We start from the raw sequence: 24,304 nt of genomic DNA, 5'->3' as shown, positions 1-24,304 counted from the left end.
GCGCGACGCCGCGCCGCCGGCGCCGGCGCCTCCCGAGCCGACGACATCGCCGGCGGCATCCGCGCCGTGGCTCGCGCGGTACGCCGCGCGAGCGGATCCCTCGCGCGGCTGCTCCGGCTCGGCGCCCCCGGGTCGGCGCCGCCGAACGGTCTCGCTCACCAGATCGTGACGCGCTGATCGGCGTCGAGCCAGAGGGCGTCACCGCCCGCGACATCGAACGCGCGGTAGAACTCATCGACGTTGCGCACGATCTGGTTGCAGCGGAACTCGTTCGGCGAGTGCGGGTCGATCGTCAGCAGGCGGATCGTCTCGGCATCCCGGCCCTTCTGCTGCCAGATCTGCGCCCAGCTCAGCAGCAGGCGCTGGATGCCGGTGAACCCGTCGATCTCCGGCCCATCCGACCCCTCGACAGGCTCGGGGGCCGTCGCGTCACCGGTCCCTGAGCTCGTCGAAGGGTCAGCGGCGAGGTGCAGCCGGTAGGCCTTCAGCGCGATCCCGAGACCACCGAGGTCGCCGATGTTCTCCCCGATCGTGAGCGCCCCGTTGACGTGATGGTCCTCGGAGAGCCCCTGCGGCACGAGCGCGTCGTACTGCGCGATGAGCGCCTTGGTCCGCTCTTCGAACGCGGAGCGGTCCTCGTCGGTCCACCAGTCGTTGAGCGCGCCGGTGCCGTCGAACGCCGATCCCTGATCGTCGAACCCGTGGCCGATCTCGTGCCCGATGACGGCACCGATCCCGCCGTAGTTCGCGGCGGCGTCCCGCTCAAGGTCGAAGAACGGGTACTGCAGGATCGCTGCGGGGAAGACGATCTCGTTCATCAGCGGGTTGTAGTACGCGTTGACCGTCTGCGGGGTCATGTACCACTCGTCGCGGTCGATGGGCGCGCCGAGCTTCGCGAGCTGCCGGTCGTGCTCCCACGCGTTCGTGCGCAGCACGTTGCCGATGAGGTCGGCGGGGTCGACCTCGAGGGCCGCGTAGTCCTTCCACTTCACCGGGAAGCCGACCTTCGGCGTGAAGGCGGCGAGCTTCTCCAGCGCGCGTTCGCGCGTGGCGGGGGTCATCCACTCGAGCGCCGAGATCGACTGCCGGTACGCCTCGATGAGATTGGCGACCAGTTCGTCCATCTCCTCCTTCGCCGCCGGCGGGAAGTGACGCTCGACGTACACCTTGCCGACGGCCTCGCCCATCGCGGCCTCGACGAAGCTGACACCGCGCTTCCAGCGCTCGCGGTTGACCGGGACGCCGGTGAGCTCGGTGCCGTAGAACGCGAAGTTCGCGTCGACGAAGTCGCTCGAGAGGAAGGCCGCCGACGCCCGGATCACGTGCAGCCGCAGCCACGCCTTCCAGTCCTCGAGGCGGTCCTCCGTGAGGAGGGACCCGAGCCCCGTGAGCGCACTCGGCTCGTTGACGTTGATCTCGGCGAACCCGTCCTGGAAGCCCGGGGCCACGGCATCCAGCCACGGATCGAGGTCGGCGCCGACGAGCTCCCGCACGTCGGCCCAGGTCATCAGGTTGTACGTCGCGACGGCGTCCCGGGTGCGGACGTTGTCCCAGTGGTGGCCGGCGATCTCGGTCTCGATCGCGAGGACGCGGTCGGCCTGGGCAGCGGCGTCCGGCACGCCGGCGAGCCCGAGCATGGTCGCCACGTACTCCCGGAACGCCGTGCGCGTTGAGGTGAAGTTCTCGAGGCGGTAGTAGCTCTCGTCGGGGAGCGAGAGACCCGACTGCGTGAAGAAGACGACGTAGCGCTGCGGGTTGCCGGGGTCGGGCTCGATGTAGACGCCGATGAGGCCGCCGACGCCCTCGCGCTCGAGTTCGCCGACCGTCCGCAGCAGGGACGGGATGGAGTCGATCTCATCGACGCGGGCGAGCTGACCCACGAGCGGCGACGCGCCGAGGCTCTCGATGCGCTCGGTGTCCATGAAGCTCGTGAACAGGTCGCCGATCTTGCGCGTCTCGGTGCCGGGCTCGGCTGAGGTCGACTCCTCGATGATGGCGCGGACGTCCTTCTCCGCCTGCTCGGCGATGAGGTGGAAGGACCCCCAGCGCGCCTTGTCCTCGGGGATCTCGGTGCGCTCGAGCCAGGCCCCGTTGACGTGACGGAACAGGTCGTCCTGCGGTCGGATGTCGGCGCTCAGCTCGGACAGCTCGATACCCGAGCGGGGGGTGTTCTCGGTCATTCCTCTACAGTAATCCGCGCTCCCGACAGCGCGAATCCGCGGGCCGAGTGTGGGGGCTTTCTCATCGAATCCATGGGGTGCCGCCCGGCGCGCTCACTGCGGGACGTCGAGCGTCGTGCAGGTCGGCGCACCCGCCGTGTACGTCCCGTCGAAGCGGTCGTGGGTCCACGCGATCGCGTCCGCGACCATCGGGGAGTAGGTCTCCATGACCTGCGCGTGCTCGTACCCCGCATATCGGCGGTAATCGACCCGCTGGCCCGTGGCGCACATGCTCTCGACGAAGGCGTCCTGCATCGCCGGCAGCACGATCGAGTCGTTGCCGCCCTGTCCGATGAACACCGGCGGGCCGATCTGCAGGGGGGCGATGCTCTCCCGCAGCCGCTCACCGAGCGCGCCGGAGGAGGGGTCGGCCGCGAAGAGCTCGGGGTCCAGGCTCGTGCCGAGCACCGCGGCGACCGACAGCGCCATCGACGGATCGGTGAGGCACCGCTGCGACATCGCGCGGAGCACGGGCTGGAGGCCGGGGCGGATGTAGCGCTCGTAGGTGATCTCCGGATACGTCTCCGAGTACGCGGCGAACGCATAGGAGGCGAAGATCAGGCCGCCGGTGACCTCCGACACGTGGCCGACGAGCGCGGGCGGATCGTCGGCGGGCGCGAAGGCGGCGACGCCGCGGATCCACACGTCCGGTGCGTACTCGCGAGCGACTCCGCCGGCCCACAGCGCCGCGCCGCCGCCCTGCGAGTGCCCCCAGACGACGGTCGCAGGGCTCAGGTTCGCCTCGTCCAGCTGCCGAGCGGCGCGGACGGCGTCGAGGGATGCCGTGGCGCTCGCCTCGCCGAACAGGTAGGGATGCACGCCCGCGGTGCCGAGACCGATGTAGTCGGGCGCGACGATCGCCCACCCCTCCTTGATGACCTTCTTCACGACGTAGAGCCCACCCGCCCAGAACGGACGCTGCTGCAGGCTCGGGGCGCAGTGCTGCGCGAACCCGGTGGTCGAATGGTTCCAGTCGATGACGGGCCAGGGGCGGGCGCGCTCGATCATGCTCGCATCGGCATCCTCACCGGCCGCGTCCCCGCCCGCGGCGTTGCGGGGGGACTCCGGAGACGGGGCGAGGGGGACGACCACGAGCCCGCTCGCGACCCGGATCCGCCCGTCGACGCCGGTCGTCGTGTAGAGGATGCGCCACGCCTCGGCGCCCTTCGGCACCTCGCGCGTGAACGGCTCGTAGCGGATGAGCTGCCCCGGCTGTTCGGGGATCGAGCGGGGGGCCGCGTAGAACTCGTCGACGACGGTGGATCCCTCGCGCAGCGGCGCGGTCGCGACCGCGAACGCCGCGGCCGCCGCGACGGAGACGATCGCGACGACGGCCCGCCCCCAGCGTCGCTTCGGCGGCGGCGTGCGCCCGTCGTTCGCGGCGTCGATCCTCTCGTCCCGGCGGCGCCGCAGCGCGAGCCACAGGTCGGAGATGCCCCGCATGATGAGCATCGCGCCGAACACCACCGCGACCACGAGGAGCGTGATGTCGGGCCAGCCGAGCGCCAGGATGCCGAAGATGAGGCCGGTCACTCCGAACGCGGCATCCGCGATGCGCGCGTCCCAGCCGCGGCCCCTGGCGAAGGCTCCGATGATGCCCGCTGCGCCCGCCGACAGCAGCAGGATGCCGGTGACGATCGCCATCGCGCGCACCGTGAGCCCCGGCCAGGCGAGGACGAAGACGCCGACGAGGATCCACACCGCCGCCAGCGCACCGCGCCACCGGCGCTCACCCTCGTCGACGCGCCCGGTCGCCTCGAGGATGCCGGTGAGCACCATGCCGCCGCCGAGGAGGAAGGCGAGCAGGTCGAGCGCCGTGGTCGGGCGGAGGACGATGACCCCGCCGAGGATGATCGACACGATCGAGAGCACGATCCGCACCCAGGCGGGGAGGCGCTCCACGAGCCTCACCAGGGTGAGGCGTCTCGTCCAGCTCTCGCGCGCCATCCGTCAAGGCTACGAGAGGGATCGCGGCGCGCCGACCAGCCTCGGACCGGGGGTATCCTCCGGCGCGGCGCGTGCGCGCCCATCCGGTGGCCTCGTGGGGCGGCGTGTCCGCACCTCACCGTAGGCTCGTGATCATGGCGACCGCGACCCTCAACCGGGAGATCCTGCGCCTCGCCGTCCCCGCGCTCGGCGCGCTCGTCGCCGAGCCGCTCTTCCTCATCGTCGACGCCGCCCTCATCGGGCATCTGGGCGTCGTCCCGCTCGCGGGGCTCGGCATCGCCTCGGCGGTGCTGCAGACCATCGTCGGCCTCATGGTGTTCCTCGCCTACTCCACGACCCCGGCCGTCGCGCGGCGCTTCGGCGCGGGCGAGCACACCGGCGCGGTCCGCGCGGGGATCGACGGCCTGTGGCTCGCCCTCGGCCTCGGCGCCGTGCTCGCGGTGGTCGGCTCGGCGCTCACCCCCTGGCTCACCGGCCTGTTCGGGGCGGCGCCCGAGGTGACCGCGCAGGCGGTCACCTACCTCCAGCTGTCGATGTGGGGGCTGCCGGCCATGCTCATCGTCTTCGCGGCGACCGGCCTCCTGCGCGGGATGCAGGACACCGTCACACCGCTGTGGATCGCCGGGATCGGCTTCGCTCTCAACGCGCTCCTCAACGGGCTGTTCATCTACGGTCTCGGGTGGGGCATCGCGGGGTCCGCAGCCGGGACCGTCGTCGCGCAGTGGGCCATGGTCGGCGCGTACGCCATCGTCATCGGACGCCTCGCCCGCAAGCACTCGGCATCCCTCCGCCCGGAACGCGCCGGGCTGCGCGGCTCGGCGCGGTCGGGGGGATGGCTGTTCCTGCGCACGGTGTCGCTGCGTGCGGCCCTGCTGCTCACGGTCTTCGTCGCGACCGGGCTCGGCACGGACGAGCTCGCCGGCTGGCAGGTCGCGTTCACGATCTTCTCGACCGCGGCGTTCGCGCTGGATGCGCTCGCGATCGCGGCGCAGGCGCTCATCGGGCGGGGGCTCGGGGCGCAGGACGAGCCGTTCGTCCGCCGGGTCCTCGGTCGCACGGTGGCGTGGGGAGCGTGGTTCGGCGTCGTGGTGGGGGCGCTCATCGCGGCCCTGTCGGGCGTGATCGGGGTCGTCTTCACGGGCTCCCGCGATCTCGCGGACCTCATCCAGCCGGCGCTCCTCGTCCTCGCGGTCGCACAGCCGGTCTGCGGCATCGTGTTCGTGCTCGACGGAGTGCTGATGGGAGCGGGGGATGTCCGCTACCTCGCCGTCGCTGGCGCGCTGAACCTCGTGCCGTACGCGCCCGCGCTCCTCGTCGTCGCGGTGCTGCACCCGACCGGGTCCGCGGGACTCGCCTGGCTCGCGGCGTGCTTCTTCGGGGTGTTCATGCTCGCCCGGCTGGGAACGCTGGGCTGGCGGATCCGCCGCCCGGAGTGGATCACCGCCGGGGCGTGACGGGCGGATGCCACCGCCGCGAGCCCCTCGTCTCTCGGGGGCTCACGGCAGCGGCGCACGACTTACGCGTCGCGCGTGCGCAGCACCGTCCACGCGGCCAGCAGGCCGCCGACGCTCCATCCTGCGAGCGCGAGCGCGGCCGGGAGCGCCGCGGGGGCATCGGGGCCCGATGACGTCGAGGCGAAGATCAGCTGGTTCGCCGCGGTCATCGGCAGGTAGTCGCCGGCGGTGACGATCCACTGCCAGCCGGGACCGGCCATCACGAAGAAGCTCGCGACGATCGGCAGCACGAACAGCACGCCGACGGTCACCGCGATCGCTCCGGCGCCCGAACGCAGCAGGAAGCCGAAGGACAGCCCGATGAGGGCGAAGACCGCCATCGAGGCGGAGGCCGCGAGCAGAGGCAGCCAGGTGCCGCGGGGCGAGCCCCAGTCGAACGACTGCTCCGCCGTCAGCAGGGGCGTGATCGCCAGCGCGGCGGCGAGGAAGATCACGAACGAGGCGATGAACATCGCCCCGGCGACGACGACGGCCTTCGCGAGCAGCGCCATGCCCCGGACGGGCACGGCCGCGAGCGTCGAGCGGATCATGCCGGTGCCGTACTCGCCGGTGATCGCGATCGCGCCGAGGATGCCCGCGAGCAGCATCGTGAACTGCACGGGCGAGGTGACCGCGGTGATCGCGGAGAAGCCGGCAGGACCTCCCGATCCGGCGATGGCCCCGGTGATCAGGAGAGCGATGCCGATCGTGAGCACGGCCGTGATCGCGATCGACCACCACGTCGATCGGAGCGTCGTGAACTTGATCCACTCCGATCGCACGACGCGGGGGAAGGTCAGGCGGTACGCGTCTGCGGCGCTCGATCCAGCGGCGGGGGCGACGGCGCCGGGTGAGGCGAGGGTGGGGGTGCTCATGCGATCTCCTTCGTCTTGTACTCGACCGACTCGCCGGTGAGCGCGAGGTAGGCCTCCTCGAGCGAACCCGTCGTAGGGGTCAGTTCGTGCAGCGGGATGCCGTGTGCCGCCGCGACGTCGCCGATGCGGTCGGCGGGCAGGCCGGCGACGTCGAGCAGGCCCGCTCCCGCGCTCGTCACCGTGACGCCGTCCCCCGCGATGCGATCAGCGAGCTCGGCCGCGCGCGGACTGCGCACGCGCACCTGCGAGGTCGTCCACGAGCGGACGAGCTCCGACAGCGGCGCGTCGGCGAGCACCTTCCCGCGCCCCAGCACGATGACCTGGTCGGCGGTCTGCGACATCTCGCTCATGAGGTGGCTCGACAGCAGGACGGTGCGGCCCTCGGCCGCGAGGTAGCGAACGAACTGACGCACCCAGCGCACGCCCTCGGGGTCGAGGCCGTTCACCGGCTCATCGAGGATGAGGGTGTGCGGGTCGCCCAGCAGCGCGGACGCGATCCCGAGCCGCTGGCCCATTCCGAGGGAGAACTTGCCCGCGCGCTTGCCTGCGACCGACGTGAGGCCGGTGAGCTCGATCACCTCGTCGACGCGGCGCGCGGGGATGCCGTGCGTCGCTGCCATGGCGCGCAGGTGGCTGCGGGCGCTCCGCCCGGTGTGCACGGCCTTGGCATCCAGCAGCACCCCGACTTCGCGAAGGGGAGCTTTCAGGTGCCGGTAATCGGTGCCGCCGACGGTCGTGTGCCCCGACGTGGGGCGGTCGAGGCCGACGATCATCCGCATGGTCGTCGACTTGCCCGCGCCGTTCGGCCCCAGGAAGCCCGTGACCTGACCCGGTCGGACGGTGAAGGAGACGTCGTCGACGGCCGTCTTCGCGCCGTAGCGCTTGGTGAGGTTCTCGGCTGTGATCATGCTTCGACGTTACGCACCCGAGTGGCGGCGGCGCATCCGCCGCACGGGCGATCTCGACCGGCCGGCGTGGTACTTCGGGATGACATCCGGGCGCGCCGGTCAGGCCCAGCGGCGGCACCACTCGTACATGACCACGGCGGCGGCGGCGCTCGCGTTGATCGAGCGGGTCGAGCCGTACTGCGTGATCTCGACGACGGCGGATGCCGCGGCCACCGCGTCGGGCGACAGCCCCGGACCCTCCTGACCGAACAGCAGCACGCAGCGCTCCGGCAGGTCGGCGCGGTCGACGGGCACCGAGCCCGGGACGTTGTCGACCGCGATCACGGGGATGCCGGCATCGTGCGCCCACGCGGCGAAGTCGGCCACGTCCTCGTGATGGCGGACGTGCTGATACCGGTCGGTGACCATCGCGCCGCGACGATTCCAGCGACGGCGTCCGATGATGTGCACCTCGGCGGCGCCGAACGCGTTCGCGCTGCGGACGATCGAGCCGATGTTCATGTCGTGCTGCCAGTTCTCGATCGCCACATGGAACGGGTGCCGGTGCTCGTCGAGGTCGGCGACGATGGCGTCCATCGTCCAGTACCGGTAGCGGTCGATCACATTTCGCCGGTCGCCGTCCGCCAGCAGGTCCCGGTCGTACCGCGCATCGTCGGGCCAGGAATCCTGGCTGCCCGGCCACGGCCCGACCCCCACCGCCAGCTCGGGTTCGGCGGGCTCGGCGGGCTCGGCGGGCTCGGACGGGTGCATCGCACCAGGCTAGCCGCCGCCGAAACTCCTCCGATCCGCGCCTCGGCCCGCCACCGACCGCCGTATCCCCCGGAATCCCGCGGCGTCCCCGTCCTCCCCCACCGGATCACCGGAGCCCGGAACCCAGGAGATTTTTCGGTGCGCCGAAAAATGCGCTGGTACAGTTTTCGGCATGCCGAAAACTGTGATGTCGGACCCGGAGCGGGCGACCCCCGATGCCGGCGCCGGCGCCGGCGCCGGTCGTACCCGGGTCGGCGCCCGCGCCGCAGACGGCCGCCGGCCTCGGGCCGCGTGGCTGCTGGGGCCCGCCCTGGTCGCCGGGGTCGCGTACCTCGACCCGGGCAACGTCGCCAGCAACATGACCGCCGGCGCGCGGTTCGGCTATCTCCTGGTGTGGGTCGTCGTTCTCGGCAACGTCATGGCGTGGCTGATCCAGTACCTCTCGGCAAAGCTCGGCGTCGTCACGGGACGCAGCCTCGCCGAGACCCTCGGCGCCCGTTTCCGCACGACGACCGGGAGGCGCGCGTACTGGCTGCAGGCCGAACTGGTCGCCATGGCGACCGACATCGCGGAGGTGATCGGCGGCGCCGTCGCCCTGTGGCTCCTGTTCGGCATCCCGCTCCCGCTCGGCGGGCTCCTCACCGGCGCGGTGTCGATCGCGCTCCTCCTCGTGCAGCAGCGACGCGGAGCCCGCGCGTTCGAGTTCGTCGTGATCGCCCTTCTCGCGATCATCGCGCTCGGCTTCCTCGCGGGGGTCTTCATCGCCCCGCCGGATGCCGGGGCCATCGCCGGGGGCCTCCTCCCCCGGTTCGAGGGCGCCGACTCGGTGCTCCTGGCCGCGTCGATCCTCGGCGCGACGATCATGCCGCACGCGATCTACGCCCACTCCGCGCTCGCGCGCGACCGGTTCGCCTCCGACGCCGCCCACCTCTCTGCACGCCCCGCGGAGCGCGCCGCCGGCATCCACCGCCTCCTCCGCGCCACGCGCTGGGACGTCAGCATCGCGCTCATCATCGCCGGGACCGTCAACCTGGCGATCCTGCTGCTCGCGGCGGCGAACCTCGACCAGGTCGCCGGCACCGACACCCTCGAGGGGGCCTATGCCGCCCTGCGCGACGGTCTCGGCGCCACCGTCGCGACCCTCTTCGCGGTGGGGCTCCTCGCGAGCGGGCTCGCGAGCACCGCCGTGGGAGCCTACGCCGGCGCCGAGATCATGCACGGGCTCCTGCGCGTGCGCGTGCCGCTCCTCGCGCGGCGACTCGTGACGCTCGTCCCCGCGATCGCACTCCTGGCGGTGGGCGTCGACCCGACCGCGGCGCTGGTGCTGAGCCAGGTGGTGCTGAGCTTCGGCATCCCGTTCGCCCTGATCCCGCTCGTGTGGCTGACGGCGCGCACCGACGTCCTCGGCGCGCATCGCAACCGCTGGTGGACGACGGCGGCGGGCGTTCTCGCGGCGGTCTTCCTGGTGGCGCTGAACGGCCTGCTCCTGTGGCTCGTCCTCAGCGGCGGTTAGCCTGGGAACGTGCCCGCCGCCCCGCCGTCGACCGCGATCGACGACTACCTGAAGACGATCTACCACCACACCGAGTGGCAGTCCGACCCGGTGACCCCGTCGCAGCTGGCGGCGACGCTGGGCCTGGCCCCTTCCACGGTCACCGAGATGGTGCAGAAGCTCGCCGCGGCGGGGTTCGTCACTCACCGCCCGTACGGCCCCGTGTCGCTGACGGATGCGGGGCGTGTGCGTGCGGCATCCATCATCCGCCGCCACCGCCTCATCGAGACCTGGCTGGTGCGCGAGTTCGGCTACGCGTGGGACGAGGTGCACGACGAGGCAGAGGTGCTCGAGCACGCGATCAGCGACCGTCTGCTGGAGGGGATCTCCGCCCGGCTCGGCCACCCCACGCGCGATCCGCACGGCGACCCGATCCCGGATGCCGCGGGCGCGGTCGAGCGCGATCCGTTCGTGCTCCTCGTGGCCGCGCCTCTCGGACACACCGGGCGGGTGCTGCGGGTGAGCGACCGCGATCCCGGGCTTCTCCGCGCGCTCGAGGGCGTGGGCATCGATGTCGGACACACCGTGACGGTCCTGGAGGGCGGCGCCGTGCGCGTCGATGACGGCGCGTCGATCCCGCTGCCGGATGCCGCGGCCTCGGCCGTGTGGCTCACGATCTGAGGCATCCCCCGCCGACGGGATGACCTCGACGGCTCGGGCGGTCGATGCGCGGAACGTCGCAGCTCAGAAAAAGGCGAGACCCGCGAGGTAGCTGACGAGCATCGTGCCGATGCCCACGACGAGACTCCGGACGAGCACGCGCCGCATGTCGAGGTGAGCAGCGCGCGCGGCGATGAACGACGTCAGGATCAGTGAGACGACGACCGCGGCGAAGATGAGGGTGTTCTCGGTCTGGACGGGGACGAGCCACGTGATGAGGAGCGGGACGAACGCCCCCAGCATGTACGCGAGGGCGCTCGAGATCCCTGACCAGACCGGGGCGGCCGCGGCCATGAGCTCGTCGATGCCGTATTCCGCCTCGAGCTGAGCCGCGACGGGATCGTGCGCGGTGAGCTCCTCGGCCACTTTCCGCGCCGTCTCCGGCGTGAGACCCTTCGCGCGCCAGTGCGCCGCGAGGTCCTCGATCTCGCCCTGCAGGTCGGCGGCGAGCTCCGCGCTCTCCTCGCGCGCTGCGCGCTGCTCTGCCTCGCGTTCGGCGGCGACCTCCGCCCACTCGGCACCGCCCGCGGACAGGCCGCCGGCGATGGTCGCCGCGGTCGCCGCGAACAGCAGGAGGCGGTCGCTCGCGCCGGCGCCGGCGAAACCCTGGAGGAGACCCGCGGTCGCGATGATGCCGTCGTTGGCGTTCACGACCCAGCCGCGGAAGCTCGCGGCATCCGACACCGCCGCCCGCAGCCGCTGCCAGGGGGTGCGTCCGCCCGGCGCGATGTCGATCATCGCCGACGGCGCTTCCGGCTGGCCTTGAGGTAGGGCCACTCGATCCCCGTCGCGTGCTCGCAGTAGTTCCAGAGGCCGCCCGCGATGTCCTCGTCGCGCGTGATCTTGGCGGGCGACGCGCGTCGCGGCTCCCCGCCGACGACGCGCGACGGCCCCCAGAACGAGCCGCTCTCGGCATCCGGATCCACCAGCGCCCGGACGAGCGGCCACGCGCCGTGCTCCTTGGACTGGGTGATCGGCGCCTGGAGGTTGCCGAAGAAGCGCTGGCGACGCGAGGGCGCGTTGATCCCCGCGATGCCGCGCGTGCGCCCGCCCACGGAGTATCCGGGGTGGGCGACGAGGCTCGCGATCGGCACGTTCGCCGCGCGGAGGCGCCGGTCGGCCTCGAAGCCGAGGGCGGTCGTGGCGACCTTGGACTGCACATACGCGCGCCAGGGCGTGTAGCCGCTCTCGAGCTCGGGGTCGACCGGGTCGTACGGCCACAGCGAGGTCGACATCGACCCGACCCAGACCATGCGGCCGCGCCCCGCGGCGAGGGGCAGGAGGAGCTCGCCGGCGAGGGCGTAGTGGCCGAGGGCGTTGGTCGCGAAGACGAGCTCGTGTCCGTCGGCGGTGGTCGTCCGATGGCGGGGCGGATGGACGACGCCGGCGTTCAGAAGCAGGCCGTGCAGGCCCGCGCGCCCGCGGACGGTCGCGGCCGCCGCGCGCACCGAGCCCAGGTTGCTCGTGTCGAGGAGCAGCGTGTCCACCTCGGCATCCGGAACCTGGCGGATCACGGCGGCCCGCGCCGTGGCGAGGCGTTTCGGGTGGCGTCCGGTCATGAGGACGTGAGCGCCGGCGCCCGCCAACTGCAACGAGGAGAAGAACCCGAGTCCGGCGGTCGATCCCGTGACGAGGTACCGCTTCCCACTGAGGTCGGGGAGCTGCATCGGGTCCCACCGGTCGCGCGCCACGTGTCCGACCCTAGGCGCTTTCGCCCCGCTAGTCTGGTCCCATGCGGACGCGCGCCGATATCGAATGCTGGTTGACGGACATGGACGGCGTGCTCGTCCACGAGAGCAAGCCGATTCCGGGCGCCGCGGAGCTGCTCGCCCAGTGGCGCGACGCGGGGACGCCGTTCCTCGTCCTCACGAACAATCCGTTCTACACGCCGCGGGATCTCAGCGCACGCCTGCGCATCTCGGGGCTCGAGGTGCCCGAGGACCGCATCTGGACGTCGGCGCTCGCGACGGCGGACTTCCTGCGGTCGCAGCACCCCGGCGGCACGGCCTTCGTCATCGGTGAGGCGGGGCTGACGACCGCGCTCCATGAGGCCGGCTACGTCATGACCGAGACGCAGCCCGACTACGTGGTGATCGGCGAGACGCGCAACTACTCGTTCGACCGCATCACCCAGGCGATCCGCTTCATCAACGCCGGCGCGCGGTTCATCATCACCAATCCGGATGCCACGGGCCCCACCCCCGCCGGAATCGTCCCGGCCACCGGGTCGTTCGCGGCGCTCATCACCCACGCGACGGGCAAGGCGCCCTACGTCGTCGGCAAGCCGAACCCGATGATGTTCCGCTCGGCGATGAACCGGATCGGGGCGCACTCGGAGAACACCGGAATGATCGGCGACCGCATGGACACGGACGTCGTCGCCGGCATCGAGGCGGGGCTGCACACGATCCTCGTCCGCACCGGGATCTCGGATGATGCGGAGATCGAGCGCTACCCGTTCCGCCCCGACGAGATCCTCGACTCGGTGGCGGATCTGCTCGACCCGGAGGACGCCGAATCCGAGCTTCCCGACATCACCGTGGGGCTGTGACCGCTGTGGTGACCGCAGGAGAGCAGACCGCCCTGTACGTGACCTCGATCATCATCCTGCTCGGGACTCTGACGGCGTTCGTCGTCCAGTATGTGCGCTCACGGCGGCGCGGTGGCGGCGGACGGGGTCCGGACGCGGGAGCAGGAGACAGCTGATGGCCCTCGTCCTGATCCTCACCGCGCTCGCGCTGCTGATCATCGCGCTGATCCTGTTCATCCAGGGGCGAAAGGATGCCCCGCAGGGCACGCCCCTCCCCAACGGGCGCGGCATCATGCTGCTGACGCTGGCCGGGCTGGTTCTGGCACTGGCCTCCCAACTGCCGATCTTCCGCTGAGGAAGACTGATTTTGACGATCTGAACAGGACTTTCCGTCGCGATCGATGTCGGAACCCCCTGTCAGAATCAGGGTATGGACCTCCTCACGGATCGGCTCGACGACCTGCACATGCGGGCCATCGGGCTGGTGCGCGACGCGGCATCCCAGAGGGCCCTGGAGCGCGCGACGGAGGCGGAGCTCGCCGCGCAGGTGGCCGCGATCGCGGGCTTCGCCCGGCTCGCCGAGGCGCTCGTCGTCGATGCGGTCGGCGAGATGGCGCGGCGCTCCGCGCGGGCGGTGCGCGACGAGCGGATGACGTCGCACTTCGGATGCCGCGACACGGTCGAGCTCGTCCAGTCCCTCACCCGTGTGCGGCCGCAGACGGCCGCGCGGCTGGTGCGGGCATCGACGGCGGTGCGCCCGGCCGTGTCCGACACGTCGGGCGAGGCCCTCGACGCGCCGTTCCCGAGTGTGCGCGAAGCGATGCTCGACGGCACGGTCGGCGTCGACGGCATCCTCGCGATCACCGATTCCCTGCAGGCGACAGCCCCGCGCGTATCGGCGCAGGCACGACGCGCGGCGGCCGACGTCGTCGTGGCCGAGGCGCGGGGCGAGGGGCCGGATGCCGCGCCGCCCGCGTGCGCCGCCCTGCTGAGAATCCACGCGCAGACGTGGGCGCTCGCCCTCGATCAGGACGGTGCCGAGCCGCGGGAGCGCGTCGCCGAGCGCAAGCGCGCGGTGGTGATGGGCGTCGCCTCGCCCGTCGGCGTGCCGATCCGGGGTGTGCTGCTCCCCGAGGTGGCGGCGCAGCTGCAGACGATCTTCGATGCGCAGCTGTCGCCGAAGGTCGCCTTCGACGACCCCTCGGCGGATGCCGAGGGGCCATTGCCCGCGCGCGACGATCGCACCCGGGCGCAGCGGCAGCACGATGCACTCGCGGCGGCGCTGCGCGTCGCGGCATCCTCGGGCCTCCTGCCGACGATCGGCGGGGCCGCGCCGACGCTCGTCGTGTCGGTCGATGCTGACGACCTCGCGCGCGGCGCGGGGTACGCGCACGTACAGGGGTGCGATCAGCCCGTGAGTGTGACGGTCGCCCGTCACATTGCGTGCGGCGGCGTGGTGCAGCGGGTCACGTTGCGGGCAGGACGGATCGTCGGCATCGGTACCGAGGAGCGGGTGTTCAACCGTCATCAGCGGCGCGCGATCGCGCTGCGCGACGGCGGATGCGTGATCCCGGGGTGCGGGACGCCCGCCGGTTGGTGCGAGATCCACCATGTGACCGAGCACGCGGCGGGCGGGCCGACACACACCGACAACGGCGTATTGCTGTGCTGGTACCACCATCGGTTCCTCGAGCGGATCGGGTGGCGCATCCGGATGAACCGCGGCATCCCCGAAGTGCTGCCTCCGCCGTGGCACGACGCCCGCCGCGAGTGGCGCGCGGTGACCACGTCACCCACGCGACTGCGAAAGCGGGTCGAAAAGCGCATTTTGACGACGTGAGTCGGCCCGGGGAGGCTGACCCGCCTCGAGTGGGCGCAGCGGACTGGTCACCGTGACCATCGCCCGGGTCGCGTCATCAGCTTCCGCTGAGGCCGGGCGGGTCGTAGCCTCTCCCCATGGCCACCTCCCTCCTGCCCTACCTGCAGTTCGACGGCGATGCCCGCGCCGCGATGACCTTCTATCAGGCGGTGTTCGGCGGTGACCTGACGATCTCGACCTTCGCCGAGTTCGGGGTCCCGAACGATGATCCCGACGGGGTGATGCACTCCGAGCTGAAGGGCCCGGGATTCTCGGTCATGGGCAGCGACGCCTTCGCCGGAAACGCGGGGACCTGGGGTGAGAACCGCCTCTACGCCGCGGTGATGACCGACGACGTCGCATCGGCCCAGAAATGGTTCGACGCGTTCGCGGCGGTCGGCGCCGTGACGCAGCCGATGGAGGCGCAGGTGTGGGGCGATCAGTACGGCGAGGTGATCGATCAGTTCGGCATCCACTGGATGTTCAACGTCTCGGGCGCCGGCGCATCCTCGGCCTGACGGCCCGGCCCCGCGGTCTACTGCGCGGCGAGACCGAGGTCGTCGAGGTCGATGATCGAGCGCCATTCGAACCCGGCGGCCTCGACGGCGGCCTGGGCGCCGGTCTTGCGATCGACGACGGTGACGACGGCGACGACCTCGGCCCCGGCATCCCGGACCACCTCCGCCGCCTTCAGGGGCGAGCCGCCCGTCGTCGAGGTGTCCTCGACGATCACGACCCGCATGCCCGCGACCTCGGCACCCTCGATCTGCCGGCCGCGACCGTGGTCTTTCGGCTCCTTGCGCACCACGAAGGCGTTGACAGGAGTGCCCGCAGCGACCGACGCGTGCATCACGGCGTTCGCGATCGGGTCGGCTCCGAGGGTCAGCCCGCCGACGGCGTCCACGTCGAGGTCGCGTACCGCGTCGAGGACGAGCCGGCCGATGGCGGGCGCGGCGCGGTGATCGAGCGTGAGCTTGCGCATGTCGACGTAGTAGGTGGCCTTCTTGCCGCTGGACAGCGTGAAGTCGCCGTGGAACACGGCCTCGGCGGCGATGAGGTCGATGAGGGCGCGGCGCTCGGCCTCGAGCTCGGGAGAGGATGCGGCGGTCATGACCCCGAGTCTACGGAGCCAAGAACCGGGATTTTTTCCGCGACATCTCCTCCCGTGGCATCCGCAGCGCGCTCTAGAGTCGGGAACGTCACCCGGCGCGGTGCCCGGGTGCGCCCGGATGCTCCGCCCGACCGGATCAAAGGAGCACCATGGCCCGCATCGGCATCGTCCGCGAGCGCCCGGGGGAGAATCGCGTTGCGGCCTCCCCGACCACCGTCGCGAAGATCATCGCCCTCGGGTACGACGTCGCCGTCGAGACCGGCGCGGGCGGACTCTCCTCTTTCCCCGACGACGCGTATCACGCGGCCGGTGCCGAGATCGTCGACACCACGGAGGCGTGGTCCACCGATGTGGTCGTGAAGATCGCCGCGCCGACGGATGCCGAGCTCGCCCGCCTCCGCGACGGCCAGACCCTCATCGGCCTGCTCGCGCCGGCCCTTCGTCCCGAGCTCCTCGCGGCCCTCGCGGAGCGCGGGGTGACCGCGCTCGCGATGGATGCCGTCCCGCGCATCTCCCGCGCGCAGTCGATGGACGTGCTCAGCTCCATGGCCAACATCGCGGGATACCGCGCCGTCGTCGAAGCCGCGAACGAATTCGGCCGGTTCTTCACCGGACAGGTCACCGCAGCCGGCAAGGTCCCGCCTGCCAAGGTGCTCGTCGCGGGCGCGGGCGTCGCAGGGCTCGCCGCGATCGGCGCGGCATCCAGCCTCGGCGCGATCGTCCGCGCGACCGACCCCCGGCCCGAAGTGGCCGACCAGGTGAAGTCGATCGGCGGCACTTACCTCGAGGTGGTCGTCCCCGACGAGGAGAAGCAGGTCTCGGCCGACGGGTACGCGAAAGCGACGAGCGCCGCCTACGACGCGGCCGCCGCACGGCTGTACTCCGACCAGGCGGCCGACGTCGACATCGTCATCACGACAGCCCTCATCCCGGGCCGCCCCGCGCCGCGCCTGATCACCGGGGCCGATGTCGCCGGGATGAGACCGGGCAGCGTCATCGTCGACATGGCCGCCGCCAGCGGCGGCAACGTCGAGGGTTCGGTCGCCGGCGAGCGCGTCGTCACGTCGAACGGCGTCACGATCCTCGGCTACACCGATCTCGCCGGGCGGCTGCCTCAGCAGGCCTCTCAGCTGTACGGCACGAACGTCCTCAACCTCCTGGCGCTGCTCACCCCGGCCAAGGACGGGACCCTCACCCTCGATGAGAACGACGTCGTGCAGCGCGGTGTGACGGTGACGCGCGGCGGCGGCGTCACGTGGCCACCGCCGCCCGTGCAGGTGTCGGCAGCTTCGAAGCCGGTCGCCGGCGCGGATGCCGGGGCTCCCCCCGCCGCGAAGCGAGCCCTCACGCGCGGCGCGAAGAGCGCGCTCATCACGGTGGGGATCGCGGCGCTGTTCCTCCTGTGCGCCGTCGCACCCGCGCCGCTGCCCCAGCACTTCCTCGTGCTGACCCTCTCGGTCGTGATCGGGTTCTACGTCATCGGCAAGGTCGCCCACGCCCTGCACACCCCGCTCATGAGCATCACGAACGCGATCAGCGGCATCATCGTCGTCGGCGCGATGAGTCAGATCGTCGTGCCGGACCCGCTCGTGCAGGTGCTCGCGGCGATCGCGGTGCTCCTGGCGTCCATCAACATCGTCGGCGGCTTCGCGGTGACGCGCCGCATGCTCGCCATGTTCCAGAAGGGCGCCCAGAAGTGAACACCGACGCGTACTTCGGAGATCTCGGCGGGCTGGCCCTCGCGCAGTCCATCGCCACCGCGGCATACATCGTCGCGGCTCTGCTGTTCATCCTCGCTCTCGCGGGTCTCAGCAAGCAGGAGTCCGCGCGCCGCGGCATCGTCTACGGCATCGCGGGCATGATGATCGCCCTCATCGCGACCGTCATCCTGGTCGTCGCCGAGGGCTCACTCACGGGTGGCGCGACGCTCGGCATCGTTCTCCTCGTCGGCGCCGTGGTGATCGGCGGCGCCATCGGCCTCTGGCGCGCCCGCGTCGTCGAGATGACGGGCATGCCCGAGCTCATCGCACTGCTGCATTCGTTCGTCGGCCTCGCGGCCGTGCTCGTCGGGTGGAACGGCGCGCTCTACGCCGAGGGGATCGCCCCCGAGCTGGTGGGCATCCACCACGCCGAGGTGTTCATCGGGGTCTTCATCGGCGCGGTGACCTTCACCGGCTCGATCGTCGCGTTCCTCAAGCTCTCGGCGCGGATGTCGTCCACGCCGCTGATGCTCCCCGGCAAGAATGCGATCAACATCGGCGCGCTCGGCCTGTTCATCGTCCTCACCGTCTGGTACGTCCTCACCCCGTCGATCTGGCTGCTCGTGGCGGTGACCGCGCTCGCGCTCGCGCTCGGGTGGCACCTGGTGGCATCCATCGGCGGCGGCGACATGCCCGTCGTGGTCTCGATGCTCAACAGCTACTCGGGATGGGCGGCGGCGGCGGCCGGATTCCTCCTGAACAACGATCTGCTCATCGTGACGGGGGCCCTCGTCGGCTCGTCGGGCGCGTACCTCTCGTACATCATGTGCAAGGCGATGAACCGGTCGTTCCTGTCCGTCATCGCTGGAGGCTTCGGCATCGCCCCGCCGCGCGGCGATGCCGAGGAGGAGGGCGAGGCGCACGAGACGGATGCCGGCTCGGTCGCCGATCTTCTCCGGGATGCCTCCTCCGTGATCATCACCCCCGGGTACGGGATGGCGGTCGCGCAGGCGCAGTACCCCGTCGCGGACCTGACGAGCAGGCTGCGCGAGCGCGGCGTGGAGGTGCGCTTCGGCATCCACCCCGTCGCCGGGCGCCTGCCCGGACACATGAACGTGCTGCTCGCCGAGGCGAAGGTGCCGTACGACATCGTGCTCGAGCTCGACGAGATCAACGATGACTTCGCGGGCACCGACGTCGTCCTCGTCATCGGCGCGAACGACACCGTCAACCCCGCCGCCGCAGAGGATCCGGGATCGCCCATCGCCGGGATGCCCGTGCTGCATGTGTGGGACGCACGCAACGTCGTCGTGTTCAAGCGGTCGATGGCCTCCGGCTACGCGGGCGTGCAGAACCCGCTCTTCTTCCGCGACAACACGCAGATGCTCTTCGGCGATGCCAAGCAGCGCGTCGAGGACATCATCTCGGCGCTCTGATTCGCGCGCGCGGCGCCGCGCGGTCAGGACGGGTCGCGCGCGAGGAACGGCCGCGGCCACGCGCCGAGCGCGAGCACCGCGAGGGTGACCTGAGCGAGCCCCGTGGCGAAGTAGAGGCCCTGGAGCGGCGACCACACCAGGAGGACGGCGATCTCGACGAAGATCCAGGTCATCATGACGAGACCCGCCGCGGCGTGCACCCCTCGCGCCACGCGCAACCGCGCGGATGTGGCCGCGAGGGCGAGCGCCTGCGCGCCGCCGACGACGATGCCCAGGATCAGGCCCGGCACGACGAACGAGCCGAACGGCGTCCCCTCCAGCCACTCGTGCGGCACGCCCGCGCCGTCGAGGAACACACCCATGACGGCGCCGATCAGGCACGAGGCCAGCTGAAACCAGCCGAGGACGATCAGACCGACGCGGATGCCACGCGGAGCCTTGTCCATGCCGGCGAATCTACGCCGACGGCAGTGCCCGACCTCGGCGTCCGACCGGGACAAACCGCTCGCGCGAGGACGATCGTGTCCGCATCGGCGAATACGCTGGATGCCATGCGCATCGCCACGTGGAACGTCAACTCGATCCGTGCCCGGGTCGTCCGCACCGTCGAGTTCTGCGTGCGGGAAGACGTCGACGTCCTCCTCATGCAGGAGATCAAGTGCAAGCCGGAGCAGTTCCCCTACGCCGAGTTCGAGGCCGCCGGGTACACCGTCGAGGCCCACGGACTCAACCAGTGGAACGGCGTTGCGATCGCGAGCCGCGAGCCCATCGAGGACCTGCAGGTCGGGTTCCCCGGGATGCCGGGCTTCGCGAAAGGACACGAGGGCCCCGACGCGCCGCTCGAGGCCCGCGCGATCGGAGCCACGATCGGCGGGCTCGAGCTGTGGAGCCTGTACGTCCCGAACGGGCGCGGACTCGACGACCCGCACTACCGCTACAAGCTCGACTGGCTCGAGGCGCTGCGCGGCTACGCCGCGGACGCCCTCGCCGCCGACCCCGACCGTGCCCTCGCCTTCACGGGCGACTTCAACATCGCCCCGACCGACGCGGACAACGGCGACCCGACCGTCGTCGAGGGCGCGACGACCCACGTCTCGCCCCCCGAGCGCGAGGCGTTCCGGGCGCTGCTGGATGCCGGGCTCACCGACACCGTCCGCCCGCTCATCCCCACCGGCTACACCTACTGGGACTACAAGCAGCTGCGCTTCCCTCGCAATGAGGGCATGCGCATCGACTTCATCCTCGGGTCACACGCGTTCGCCGACGCCGTCGTCGCGGCATCCATCCACCGCGACGAGCGGAAGGGCGAGATCCCGAGCGACCACGTCCCGGTCGCCGTGGACCTCGACCTCGCCGCTCCGGACGATGACGACCGCCCGATGATCTGGTAGCCCCGAGTCTGGCGTCCTCAGCCTGGGGGCCTGCGGGCTGGGGGCCTTCGGCCCGGGACGCCGGGCGCCGGCATTCGGAAGGAGTTCGGCACTCGGGAGGACGCGGAAGCGCTGCGGCATCCTCCCGAATGCCGATCTCCTCCGGAACGCCGCTCGCGACGAAAGCACTCCGCCGCGCCGCGAGCAGCCGCGCGCCTCAGCCGCGAGCGACGGCGACGACCGGGGCGGCGACCAGGACGCTCCCCCGTTCGCGGACCGTCTCGCTGCCCGCCCGCCACAGAGCGACGACCGACCACACGAACAGTCCCACGACCATGGCGTTGCGCGCCAGGAGAACGAACGCGGCGATCGGGTTCCCGTCGATCAGCGGCATGTACAGGATCGGGAAGACGAGCGTGGTCAGGAAGCACGCGGCAGCCATCCACTGGGCGGCACGCTTCCAGGCGGCGGGGGCGACGATGAGGCCCACCGCGACGATCGGCGTCAGCCACAGCATGTACTGCGGCGAGCCGACCTTGTTGAAGACGATGAGCGCCGCGGTGAGGGCGAAGCTGCCCGAGAGGATGAGCTTCTGCTGCAGCTGGTCGGTGAGCCGGTTCTGCGCGGCGGCGAGGCGGCGCGCACGCCACAGCAGCACGACGATCACGGCGAACGAGATCGGCATGAGCAACCCGACGATCTCGCCCGCGAGGTGCGCACCGGGGCCGGCGACCTCGCGCGTGGCGAGCACGTAGTTCTGCTGGATCTCCGAACCGGGGATGCCCAGGACGGTCGCCCACACCCACGGCGTCGCGACCGGCGCCTCGAGCTGCAGCGCGCGGTCGCCCTGGATCGTCGCGAAGCTGATCAGGTTGGCCCCGCCCCCGTAGAGCACGACCGTCACCGCGATGATGGCGCTGACGACGACGCCTCCGAGGACGATCCGCAGGCGCGTGGATGCCACGGTCACCGCGGCGGCGGCGATCGCCGCGGGCCAGACCTTGATCCAGGTCGCGGCGGCGATGAGCGCTCCGGCGACGGCCGGTCGGCGCATCAGCACGACGAGACCGGCGATGGCGAGCGGCGCCGCGAAGCCCTCGAGGCGGAGCATCGAGACGGGCGCCAGGAGGACCACGGTGGCGAGCCAGTACCACGCGGCCGGGTAGCCGGAGCGGCGGCGGAGGTTGCCGGTGAGGGCCAACACGGCGAGGAGGTTCGCCGCGACCATGAGGACGAACCAGCCGAGCTGGTAGTTGTACGCGCCCGCGGCGATCGCGCCCATGATGGGGGCGAGCGCGCCGGCCGGGTACACCCACGGCATGTCGAGCACGGGCCAGTAGCCGAGCTTGGCCTGCTCCGCCCACAGGCGGTACAGAGGCAGGTCACCCTGGGTCTGACCGGCGATCATCGTGGGCAGGAGCGCCAGGAAGAAGAGGGCGTGCACGACGGCGAAGCCGATCATGAGGCCGCGCGGCGTGAGGGCCTGGCGGCGGAATGGGCCGCGAAGGGCGAAGAGCCGGGCGGCCGGGCCCTGCCAGCTCTCCGGCAGCCACCCCACGGATCGCGGAACGACAGGGAGGGGATGCTGGGGGGCGCTCGTCACTCGCTTGAGTGTAGAGATGCCACCCGAGCGGTTGGTGCACGGGACATGTCCATCACCTGTCAGTTTCCTGAGCGTGGATGCCGGATCCGACCGCTGACGGGCCCTTCTCCGTCCTGCGGGGGAGGTCGAGGCATCCGTTTCGCCGTAGTTTTGAGACATGAGCGAGCCTTCTCCGGTGCGCACCGTGACCGCCACTCAGCTCCGCCACGACGCCTGGTTGGCGGGCGGGCTGCTCGTGGGCGCCATCCTCAGCGCCTGGCTCGGGAGTACGGCCACCGTCTACGGCGATCAGACGGCGCCGTTCGCCTGGGCGCTGCCGTGGGCGGTCGCCCTGACGGCGCCGCTGGCGCTGCGGCGCCGCTTCCCGGTGACGGTCCTCGTCCTCGTGGCGCTCGCCCTGTTCGTCGGCGTCTCTCTGCATCTGCCGGATGTCTACGTCAGCAACGTGAGCTTGTTCATCGCGATGTACACGGTCGGCGCGTGGGTGGCGGACCGCCGTCGCGCGACGCTCGCGCGCGTGCTGGTCATCGTCGCGATGTTCGTCTGGCTCGTGATCACGACCTTCCAGGCGGCGACGGGGGATGACGGCACGCTGTCGCGCGCCGGACTGTTCTCCCCGTTCGCCGCGTTCATGGTCCTGCAGTTCCTCGTGAACGCCGCGTTCTTCGGCGGCGCCTACCTCTTCGGCGAGCGCGCGTGGGCGCAGGCGAAGGCGCTCGCCGCCCTGGAGTCTCGGACGCGCGAACTCGAGCGAGAGCGCGAGCTGACCGCCGCGCAGGCCGTGGCGCTGGATCGGGTGCGTATCGCGCGCGAACTGCACGACGTCGTGGCGCACCACGTCTCGGCGATGGGGGTGCAGGCCGGCGCGACCCGGGTGGTGCTCGACCGCGATCCTCAGGCCGCACGCGCGGGCCTGGAAGCGGTCGAGCAGTCGGCGCGCGACGCCCTGCTCGAGCTCCGCCAGCTGCTGGACACGCTGCGCACGCCCGGCGTGGAGACGCCGGAGGATTCGACCCTTCACCTGAGTGCGCTGCCCGGGCTCGTGGCGCATGCCGAGGCGAATGGACTGCCGACCACCTACACGCTGGTCGGAGAGCCGCGCGATCTTCCCGAGCTCGTGGAGGTGAACCTGTACCGCATCACGCAGGAGGCGCTCACCAATGCACGGCGGCACGGCGGGCCGGGCGCCTCGGCCGACGTGCGTCTGCGCTTCGACGCCGACGCGGTCGAGGTCGAGGTGACGAACACGGGGCGGACCGCCGTCGCAGGGCGGCCGGGCCTCGGGTTGGTCGGGATGCGCGAGCGCGCGGCCGCATCGGGCGGCGCGCTCGAGGCGGGGCCCCGTCCGCGCGGCGGCTTCCGGGTGCGGCTGCGCGTGCCGACGGATGACGCCCGCCTGCACGAGCGGGTCCGCGCATGAGCGCCCCGGTGCGGGTGCTCCTCGTCGACGACCACGCGGTGATGCGGGCCGGCTTCCGGATGATCCTCGAGTCGGCTCCCGACCTCGTCGTCGTGGGCGAGGCCGCCACCGGGACCCAGGCGCTGAGCGCGGCATCCGAACTCCGACCCGACGTCATCTGCATGGATGTCCAGATGCCGGACATGGACGGCCTCGAGGCGACCCGTCGGCTGATCGCCGACCCCGCGGTGCGCGCGGCGATCGTGATCGTGACGACCTTCGACCGCGATGACTACCTCTTCCAGTCCCTCGAGGCGGGCGCGAGCGGCTTTCTGCTGAAGAACGCGGGCCCGGAGCAGCTCGTCGAGGCGGTGCGGGTCGCCGCGGCCGGCGACGCGCTGCTCTCCCCGACGGTGACCCGCCGCGTGATCGAGCGGTTCGCGGCATCCGGTGGCGCCGATGCGGCGCCTGCGGACGCACCCCGCACCGGCACGGGCACGAGCACGCCTGCGCGCCTCGACCCGGCGCTCCTCACCACCCTGACCGAGCGCGAGCGCGACGTGCTGCGCCTGCTCGCCGACGCGCGCAGCAACGCGGAGATCGCCGCGGAGCTGTACATCGGCGAGGCGACCGTGAAGACCCACGTCTCCAACGTGCTGCAGAAGCTCGGTGCCCGCGACCGCGTCGCCGCGGTCGTCTACGCCCATCGCCACGGCCTCGCCTGACCCCGACCCCGCGCCCGCCCGCCGCCCCGCCCGTCGCCCCGTCGCCCCGCGCCCCGTCGCCCCGCCGAGTGTCCAGGACACGCGGACCCCGGGGCCTCGGACTCCGCGTGTCGTGGACACTCGGCGGCAGGGGTCCTCCCCCGGGGAGGGGAGGAGGGGACGCGCGCG

The 24,304-nt window shown here is 71.7% G+C and carries 23 protein-coding genes; 13 read left to right on the top strand and 10 right to left on the bottom strand.

All coding sequences use genetic code 11. The annotated features are described in order from the left end of the window. Nucleotides 1-155 precede the first annotated feature (155 nt). Both J0P97_RS08595 and J0P97_RS08590 read right to left on the bottom strand, forming a co-directional pair. A complete protein-coding gene (locus J0P97_RS08595) occupies nt 156-2,180 on the bottom strand; it encodes a M13 family metallopeptidase (protein WP_215487350.1) in 2,025 nt (674 codons plus the stop codon). Nucleotides 2,181-2,273: 93 nt separating this feature from the next. Next, on the bottom strand, nt 2,274-4,166 hold the full coding sequence (locus tag J0P97_RS08590; RefSeq protein WP_215487349.1) for a lipase family protein: 1,893 nt from the start codon (nt 4,164-4,166) through the stop codon (nt 2,274-2,276). A 134-nt stretch (nt 4,167-4,300) separates the two neighbouring features. On the opposite strand from J0P97_RS08590, the gene J0P97_RS08585 reads away from it, so the two are divergent. Beyond that, on the top strand, nt 4,301-5,620 hold the full coding sequence (locus J0P97_RS08585; RefSeq protein WP_215487348.1) for an MATE family efflux transporter: 1,320 nt from the start codon (nt 4,301-4,303) through the stop codon (nt 5,618-5,620). Between the two features lie 62 nt (nt 5,621-5,682). On the opposite strand, the gene J0P97_RS08580 is transcribed toward J0P97_RS08585, so the two are convergent. From J0P97_RS08580 to J0P97_RS08570, 3 genes are all read right to left on the bottom strand, one after another. Next, a complete protein-coding gene (locus tag J0P97_RS08580; protein WP_246540048.1) occupies nt 5,683-6,534 on the bottom strand; it encodes an ABC-2 transporter permease in 852 nt (283 codons plus the stop codon). After that, a complete protein-coding gene (locus tag J0P97_RS08575; protein ID WP_215487347.1) occupies nt 6,531-7,442 on the bottom strand; it encodes an ATP-binding cassette domain-containing protein in 912 nt (303 codons plus the stop codon). Before J0P97_RS08575 ends, J0P97_RS08580 begins: the two co-directional genes overlap by 4 nt. A 99-nt stretch (nt 7,443-7,541) precedes the next feature. Further along, on the bottom strand, nt 7,542-8,192 hold the full coding sequence (locus tag J0P97_RS08570) for a TrmH family RNA methyltransferase (RefSeq protein WP_215487346.1): 651 nt from the start codon (nt 8,190-8,192) through the stop codon (nt 7,542-7,544). Between the two features lie 172 nt (nt 8,193-8,364). Between J0P97_RS08570 and J0P97_RS08565 the strand changes: the two genes are divergently transcribed. Further along, nucleotides 8,365-9,705 (top strand): Nramp family divalent metal transporter, encoded by a 1,341-nt coding sequence (locus J0P97_RS08565; RefSeq protein ID WP_246540046.1) that lies wholly within the window; start codon nt 8,365-8,367, stop codon nt 9,703-9,705. Nucleotides 9,706-9,714: 9 nt separating this feature from the next. Next, on the top strand, nt 9,715-10,365 hold the full coding sequence (locus J0P97_RS08560) for a metal-dependent transcriptional regulator (protein WP_215487345.1): 651 nt from the start codon (nt 9,715-9,717) through the stop codon (nt 10,363-10,365). A 63-nt stretch (nt 10,366-10,428) separates the two neighbouring features. On the opposite strand, the gene J0P97_RS08555 is transcribed toward J0P97_RS08560, so the two are convergent. Together J0P97_RS08555 and J0P97_RS08550 are read right to left on the bottom strand one after the other, a co-directional pair. After that, entirely contained in the window at nt 10,429-11,142 is a 714-nt protein-coding gene (locus tag J0P97_RS08555) for a VIT1/CCC1 transporter family protein (RefSeq protein ID WP_215487344.1), read from the bottom strand. Beyond that, a complete protein-coding gene (locus J0P97_RS08550; protein WP_308163527.1) occupies nt 11,139-12,095 on the bottom strand; it encodes an SDR family NAD(P)-dependent oxidoreductase in 957 nt (318 codons plus the stop codon). The genes J0P97_RS08555 and J0P97_RS08550 overlap by 4 nt, the downstream gene beginning before the upstream one ends. Before the next feature lie 41 nt (nt 12,096-12,136). On the opposite strand from J0P97_RS08550, the gene J0P97_RS08545 reads away from it, so the two are divergent. The 5 genes from J0P97_RS08545 (at nt 12,137) to J0P97_RS08525 (ending at nt 15,310) form a co-directional block, all read left to right on the top strand. Continuing rightward, the gene (locus tag J0P97_RS08545) at nt 12,137-12,955 is read left to right on the top strand and encodes an HAD-IIA family hydrolase (protein ID WP_215487343.1); all 819 of its coding nucleotides are present in this window, start codon (nt 12,137-12,139) and stop codon (nt 12,953-12,955) included. Continuing rightward, nucleotides 12,952-13,110, top strand: coding sequence for a hypothetical protein (locus tag J0P97_RS08540; protein WP_215487376.1), 159 nt, complete (start codon nt 12,952-12,954; stop codon nt 13,108-13,110). Before J0P97_RS08545 ends, J0P97_RS08540 begins: the two co-directional genes overlap by 4 nt. After that, the gene (locus J0P97_RS08535; RefSeq protein ID WP_246540044.1) at nt 13,110-13,289 is read left to right on the top strand and encodes a hypothetical protein; all 180 of its coding nucleotides are present in this window, start codon (nt 13,110-13,112) and stop codon (nt 13,287-13,289) included. The genes J0P97_RS08540 and J0P97_RS08535 overlap by 1 nt, the downstream gene beginning before the upstream one ends. Before the next feature lie 75 nt (nt 13,290-13,364). Beyond that, complete coding sequence (locus J0P97_RS08530; protein ID WP_215487342.1) at nt 13,365-14,774, top strand: HNH endonuclease signature motif containing protein; 1,410 nt, start codon at nt 13,365-13,367, stop codon at nt 14,772-14,774. 116 nt (nt 14,775-14,890) lie between these two features. Next, the gene (locus J0P97_RS08525; protein ID WP_215487341.1) at nt 14,891-15,310 is read left to right on the top strand and encodes a VOC family protein; all 420 of its coding nucleotides are present in this window, start codon (nt 14,891-14,893) and stop codon (nt 15,308-15,310) included. A 17-nt stretch (nt 15,311-15,327) separates the two neighbouring features. On the opposite strand, the gene pyrE is transcribed toward J0P97_RS08525, so the two are convergent. Then, nucleotides 15,328-15,903, bottom strand: coding sequence for an orotate phosphoribosyltransferase (gene pyrE, locus J0P97_RS08520; RefSeq protein WP_215487340.1), 576 nt, complete (start codon nt 15,901-15,903; stop codon nt 15,328-15,330). 149 nt (nt 15,904-16,052) lie between these two features. Between pyrE and J0P97_RS08515 the strand changes: the two genes are divergently transcribed. Next, nucleotides 16,053-17,603, top strand: coding sequence for a Re/Si-specific NAD(P)(+) transhydrogenase subunit alpha (locus tag J0P97_RS08515; RefSeq protein WP_215487339.1), 1,551 nt, complete (start codon nt 16,053-16,055; stop codon nt 17,601-17,603). Beyond that, complete coding sequence (gene pntB / locus J0P97_RS08510) at nt 17,600-19,039, top strand: Re/Si-specific NAD(P)(+) transhydrogenase subunit beta (RefSeq protein WP_308163526.1); 1,440 nt, start codon at nt 17,600-17,602, stop codon at nt 19,037-19,039. Before J0P97_RS08515 ends, pntB begins: the two co-directional genes overlap by 4 nt. A 23-nt stretch (nt 19,040-19,062) precedes the next feature. Here the strand turns inward: pntB and J0P97_RS08505 are convergent, their stop codons facing one another. Next, nucleotides 19,063-19,485, bottom strand: a complete 423-nt coding sequence (locus J0P97_RS08505) for a hypothetical protein (protein WP_215487338.1) — start codon at nt 19,483-19,485, stop codon at nt 19,063-19,065. A 105-nt stretch (nt 19,486-19,590) separates the two neighbouring features. On the opposite strand from J0P97_RS08505, the gene J0P97_RS08500 reads away from it, so the two are divergent. Then, on the top strand, nt 19,591-20,430 hold the full coding sequence (locus tag J0P97_RS08500; RefSeq protein WP_215487337.1) for an exodeoxyribonuclease III: 840 nt from the start codon (nt 19,591-19,593) through the stop codon (nt 20,428-20,430). 196 nt (nt 20,431-20,626) lie between these two features. Here J0P97_RS08500 and J0P97_RS08495 read toward each other — a convergent pair whose 3' ends face one another. Beyond that, complete coding sequence (locus J0P97_RS08495) at nt 20,627-22,012, bottom strand: glycosyltransferase family protein (protein ID WP_282838068.1); 1,386 nt, start codon at nt 22,010-22,012, stop codon at nt 20,627-20,629. A gap of 157 nt (nt 22,013-22,169) precedes the next feature. On the opposite strand from J0P97_RS08495, the gene J0P97_RS08490 reads away from it, so the two are divergent. Together J0P97_RS08490 and J0P97_RS08485 are read left to right on the top strand one after the other, a co-directional pair. Then, nucleotides 22,170-23,432, top strand: coding sequence for a sensor histidine kinase (locus J0P97_RS08490; protein WP_215487336.1), 1,263 nt, complete (start codon nt 22,170-22,172; stop codon nt 23,430-23,432). Next, nucleotides 23,429-24,136, top strand: coding sequence for a response regulator (locus J0P97_RS08485; RefSeq protein WP_215487335.1), 708 nt, complete (start codon nt 23,429-23,431; stop codon nt 24,134-24,136). Before J0P97_RS08490 ends, J0P97_RS08485 begins: the two co-directional genes overlap by 4 nt. Nucleotides 24,137-24,304: the final 168 nt, after the last annotated feature.

The sequence above is a fragment of the Microbacterium flavum genome (genome assembly GCF_018717645.1).
Lineage (GTDB): Bacteria > Actinomycetota > Actinomycetes > Actinomycetales > Microbacteriaceae > Microbacterium > Microbacterium flavum.
Note: the sequence above shows the minus strand (reverse complement) of the source record. Positions and strands in the feature narration are given on the sequence as shown.

Bases quoted from the DNA above. Each gene is read 5' to 3' on its own strand.
- J0P97_RS08595 (WP_215487350.1), bottom strand. From the start codon at position 2,180: ATGACCGAGAACACCCCCCGCTCGGGTATCGAGCTGTCCGAGCTGAGC.
- J0P97_RS08590 (WP_215487349.1), bottom strand. From the start codon at position 4,166: ATGGCGCGCGAGAGCTGGACGAGACGCCTCACCCTGGTGAGGCTCGTG.
- J0P97_RS08585 (WP_215487348.1), top strand. From the start codon at position 4,301: ATGGCGACCGCGACCCTCAACCGGGAGATCCTGCGCCTCGCCGTCCCC.
- J0P97_RS08580 (WP_246540048.1), bottom strand. From the start codon at position 6,534: ATGAGCACCCCCACCCTCGCCTCACCCGGCGCCGTCGCCCCCGCCGCT.
- J0P97_RS08575 (WP_215487347.1), bottom strand. From the start codon at position 7,442: ATGATCACAGCCGAGAACCTCACCAAGCGCTACGGCGCGAAGACGGCC.
- J0P97_RS08570 (WP_215487346.1), bottom strand. From the start codon at position 8,192: ATGCACCCGTCCGAGCCCGCCGAGCCCGCCGAGCCCGCCGAACCCGAG.
- J0P97_RS08565 (WP_246540046.1), top strand. From the start codon at position 8,365: ATGCCGAAAACTGTGATGTCGGACCCGGAGCGGGCGACCCCCGATGCC.
- J0P97_RS08555 (WP_215487344.1), bottom strand. From the start codon at position 11,142: ATGATCGACATCGCGCCGGGCGGACGCACCCCCTGGCAGCGGCTGCGG.
- J0P97_RS08545 (WP_215487343.1), top strand. From the start codon at position 12,137: ATGCGGACGCGCGCCGATATCGAATGCTGGTTGACGGACATGGACGGC.
- J0P97_RS08535 (WP_246540044.1), top strand. From the start codon at position 13,110: ATGGCCCTCGTCCTGATCCTCACCGCGCTCGCGCTGCTGATCATCGCG.
- J0P97_RS08530 (WP_215487342.1), top strand. From the start codon at position 13,365: ATGGACCTCCTCACGGATCGGCTCGACGACCTGCACATGCGGGCCATC.
- J0P97_RS08525 (WP_215487341.1), top strand. From the start codon at position 14,891: ATGGCCACCTCCCTCCTGCCCTACCTGCAGTTCGACGGCGATGCCCGC.
- pyrE (WP_215487340.1), bottom strand. From the start codon at position 15,903: ATGACCGCCGCATCCTCTCCCGAGCTCGAGGCCGAGCGCCGCGCCCTC.
- J0P97_RS08515 (WP_215487339.1), top strand. From the start codon at position 16,053: ATGGCCCGCATCGGCATCGTCCGCGAGCGCCCGGGGGAGAATCGCGTT.
- J0P97_RS08505 (WP_215487338.1), bottom strand. From the start codon at position 19,485: ATGGACAAGGCTCCGCGTGGCATCCGCGTCGGTCTGATCGTCCTCGGC.
- J0P97_RS08500 (WP_215487337.1), top strand. From the start codon at position 19,591: ATGCGCATCGCCACGTGGAACGTCAACTCGATCCGTGCCCGGGTCGTC.
- J0P97_RS08490 (WP_215487336.1), top strand. From the start codon at position 22,170: ATGAGCGAGCCTTCTCCGGTGCGCACCGTGACCGCCACTCAGCTCCGC.
- J0P97_RS08485 (WP_215487335.1), top strand. From the start codon at position 23,429: ATGAGCGCCCCGGTGCGGGTGCTCCTCGTCGACGACCACGCGGTGATG.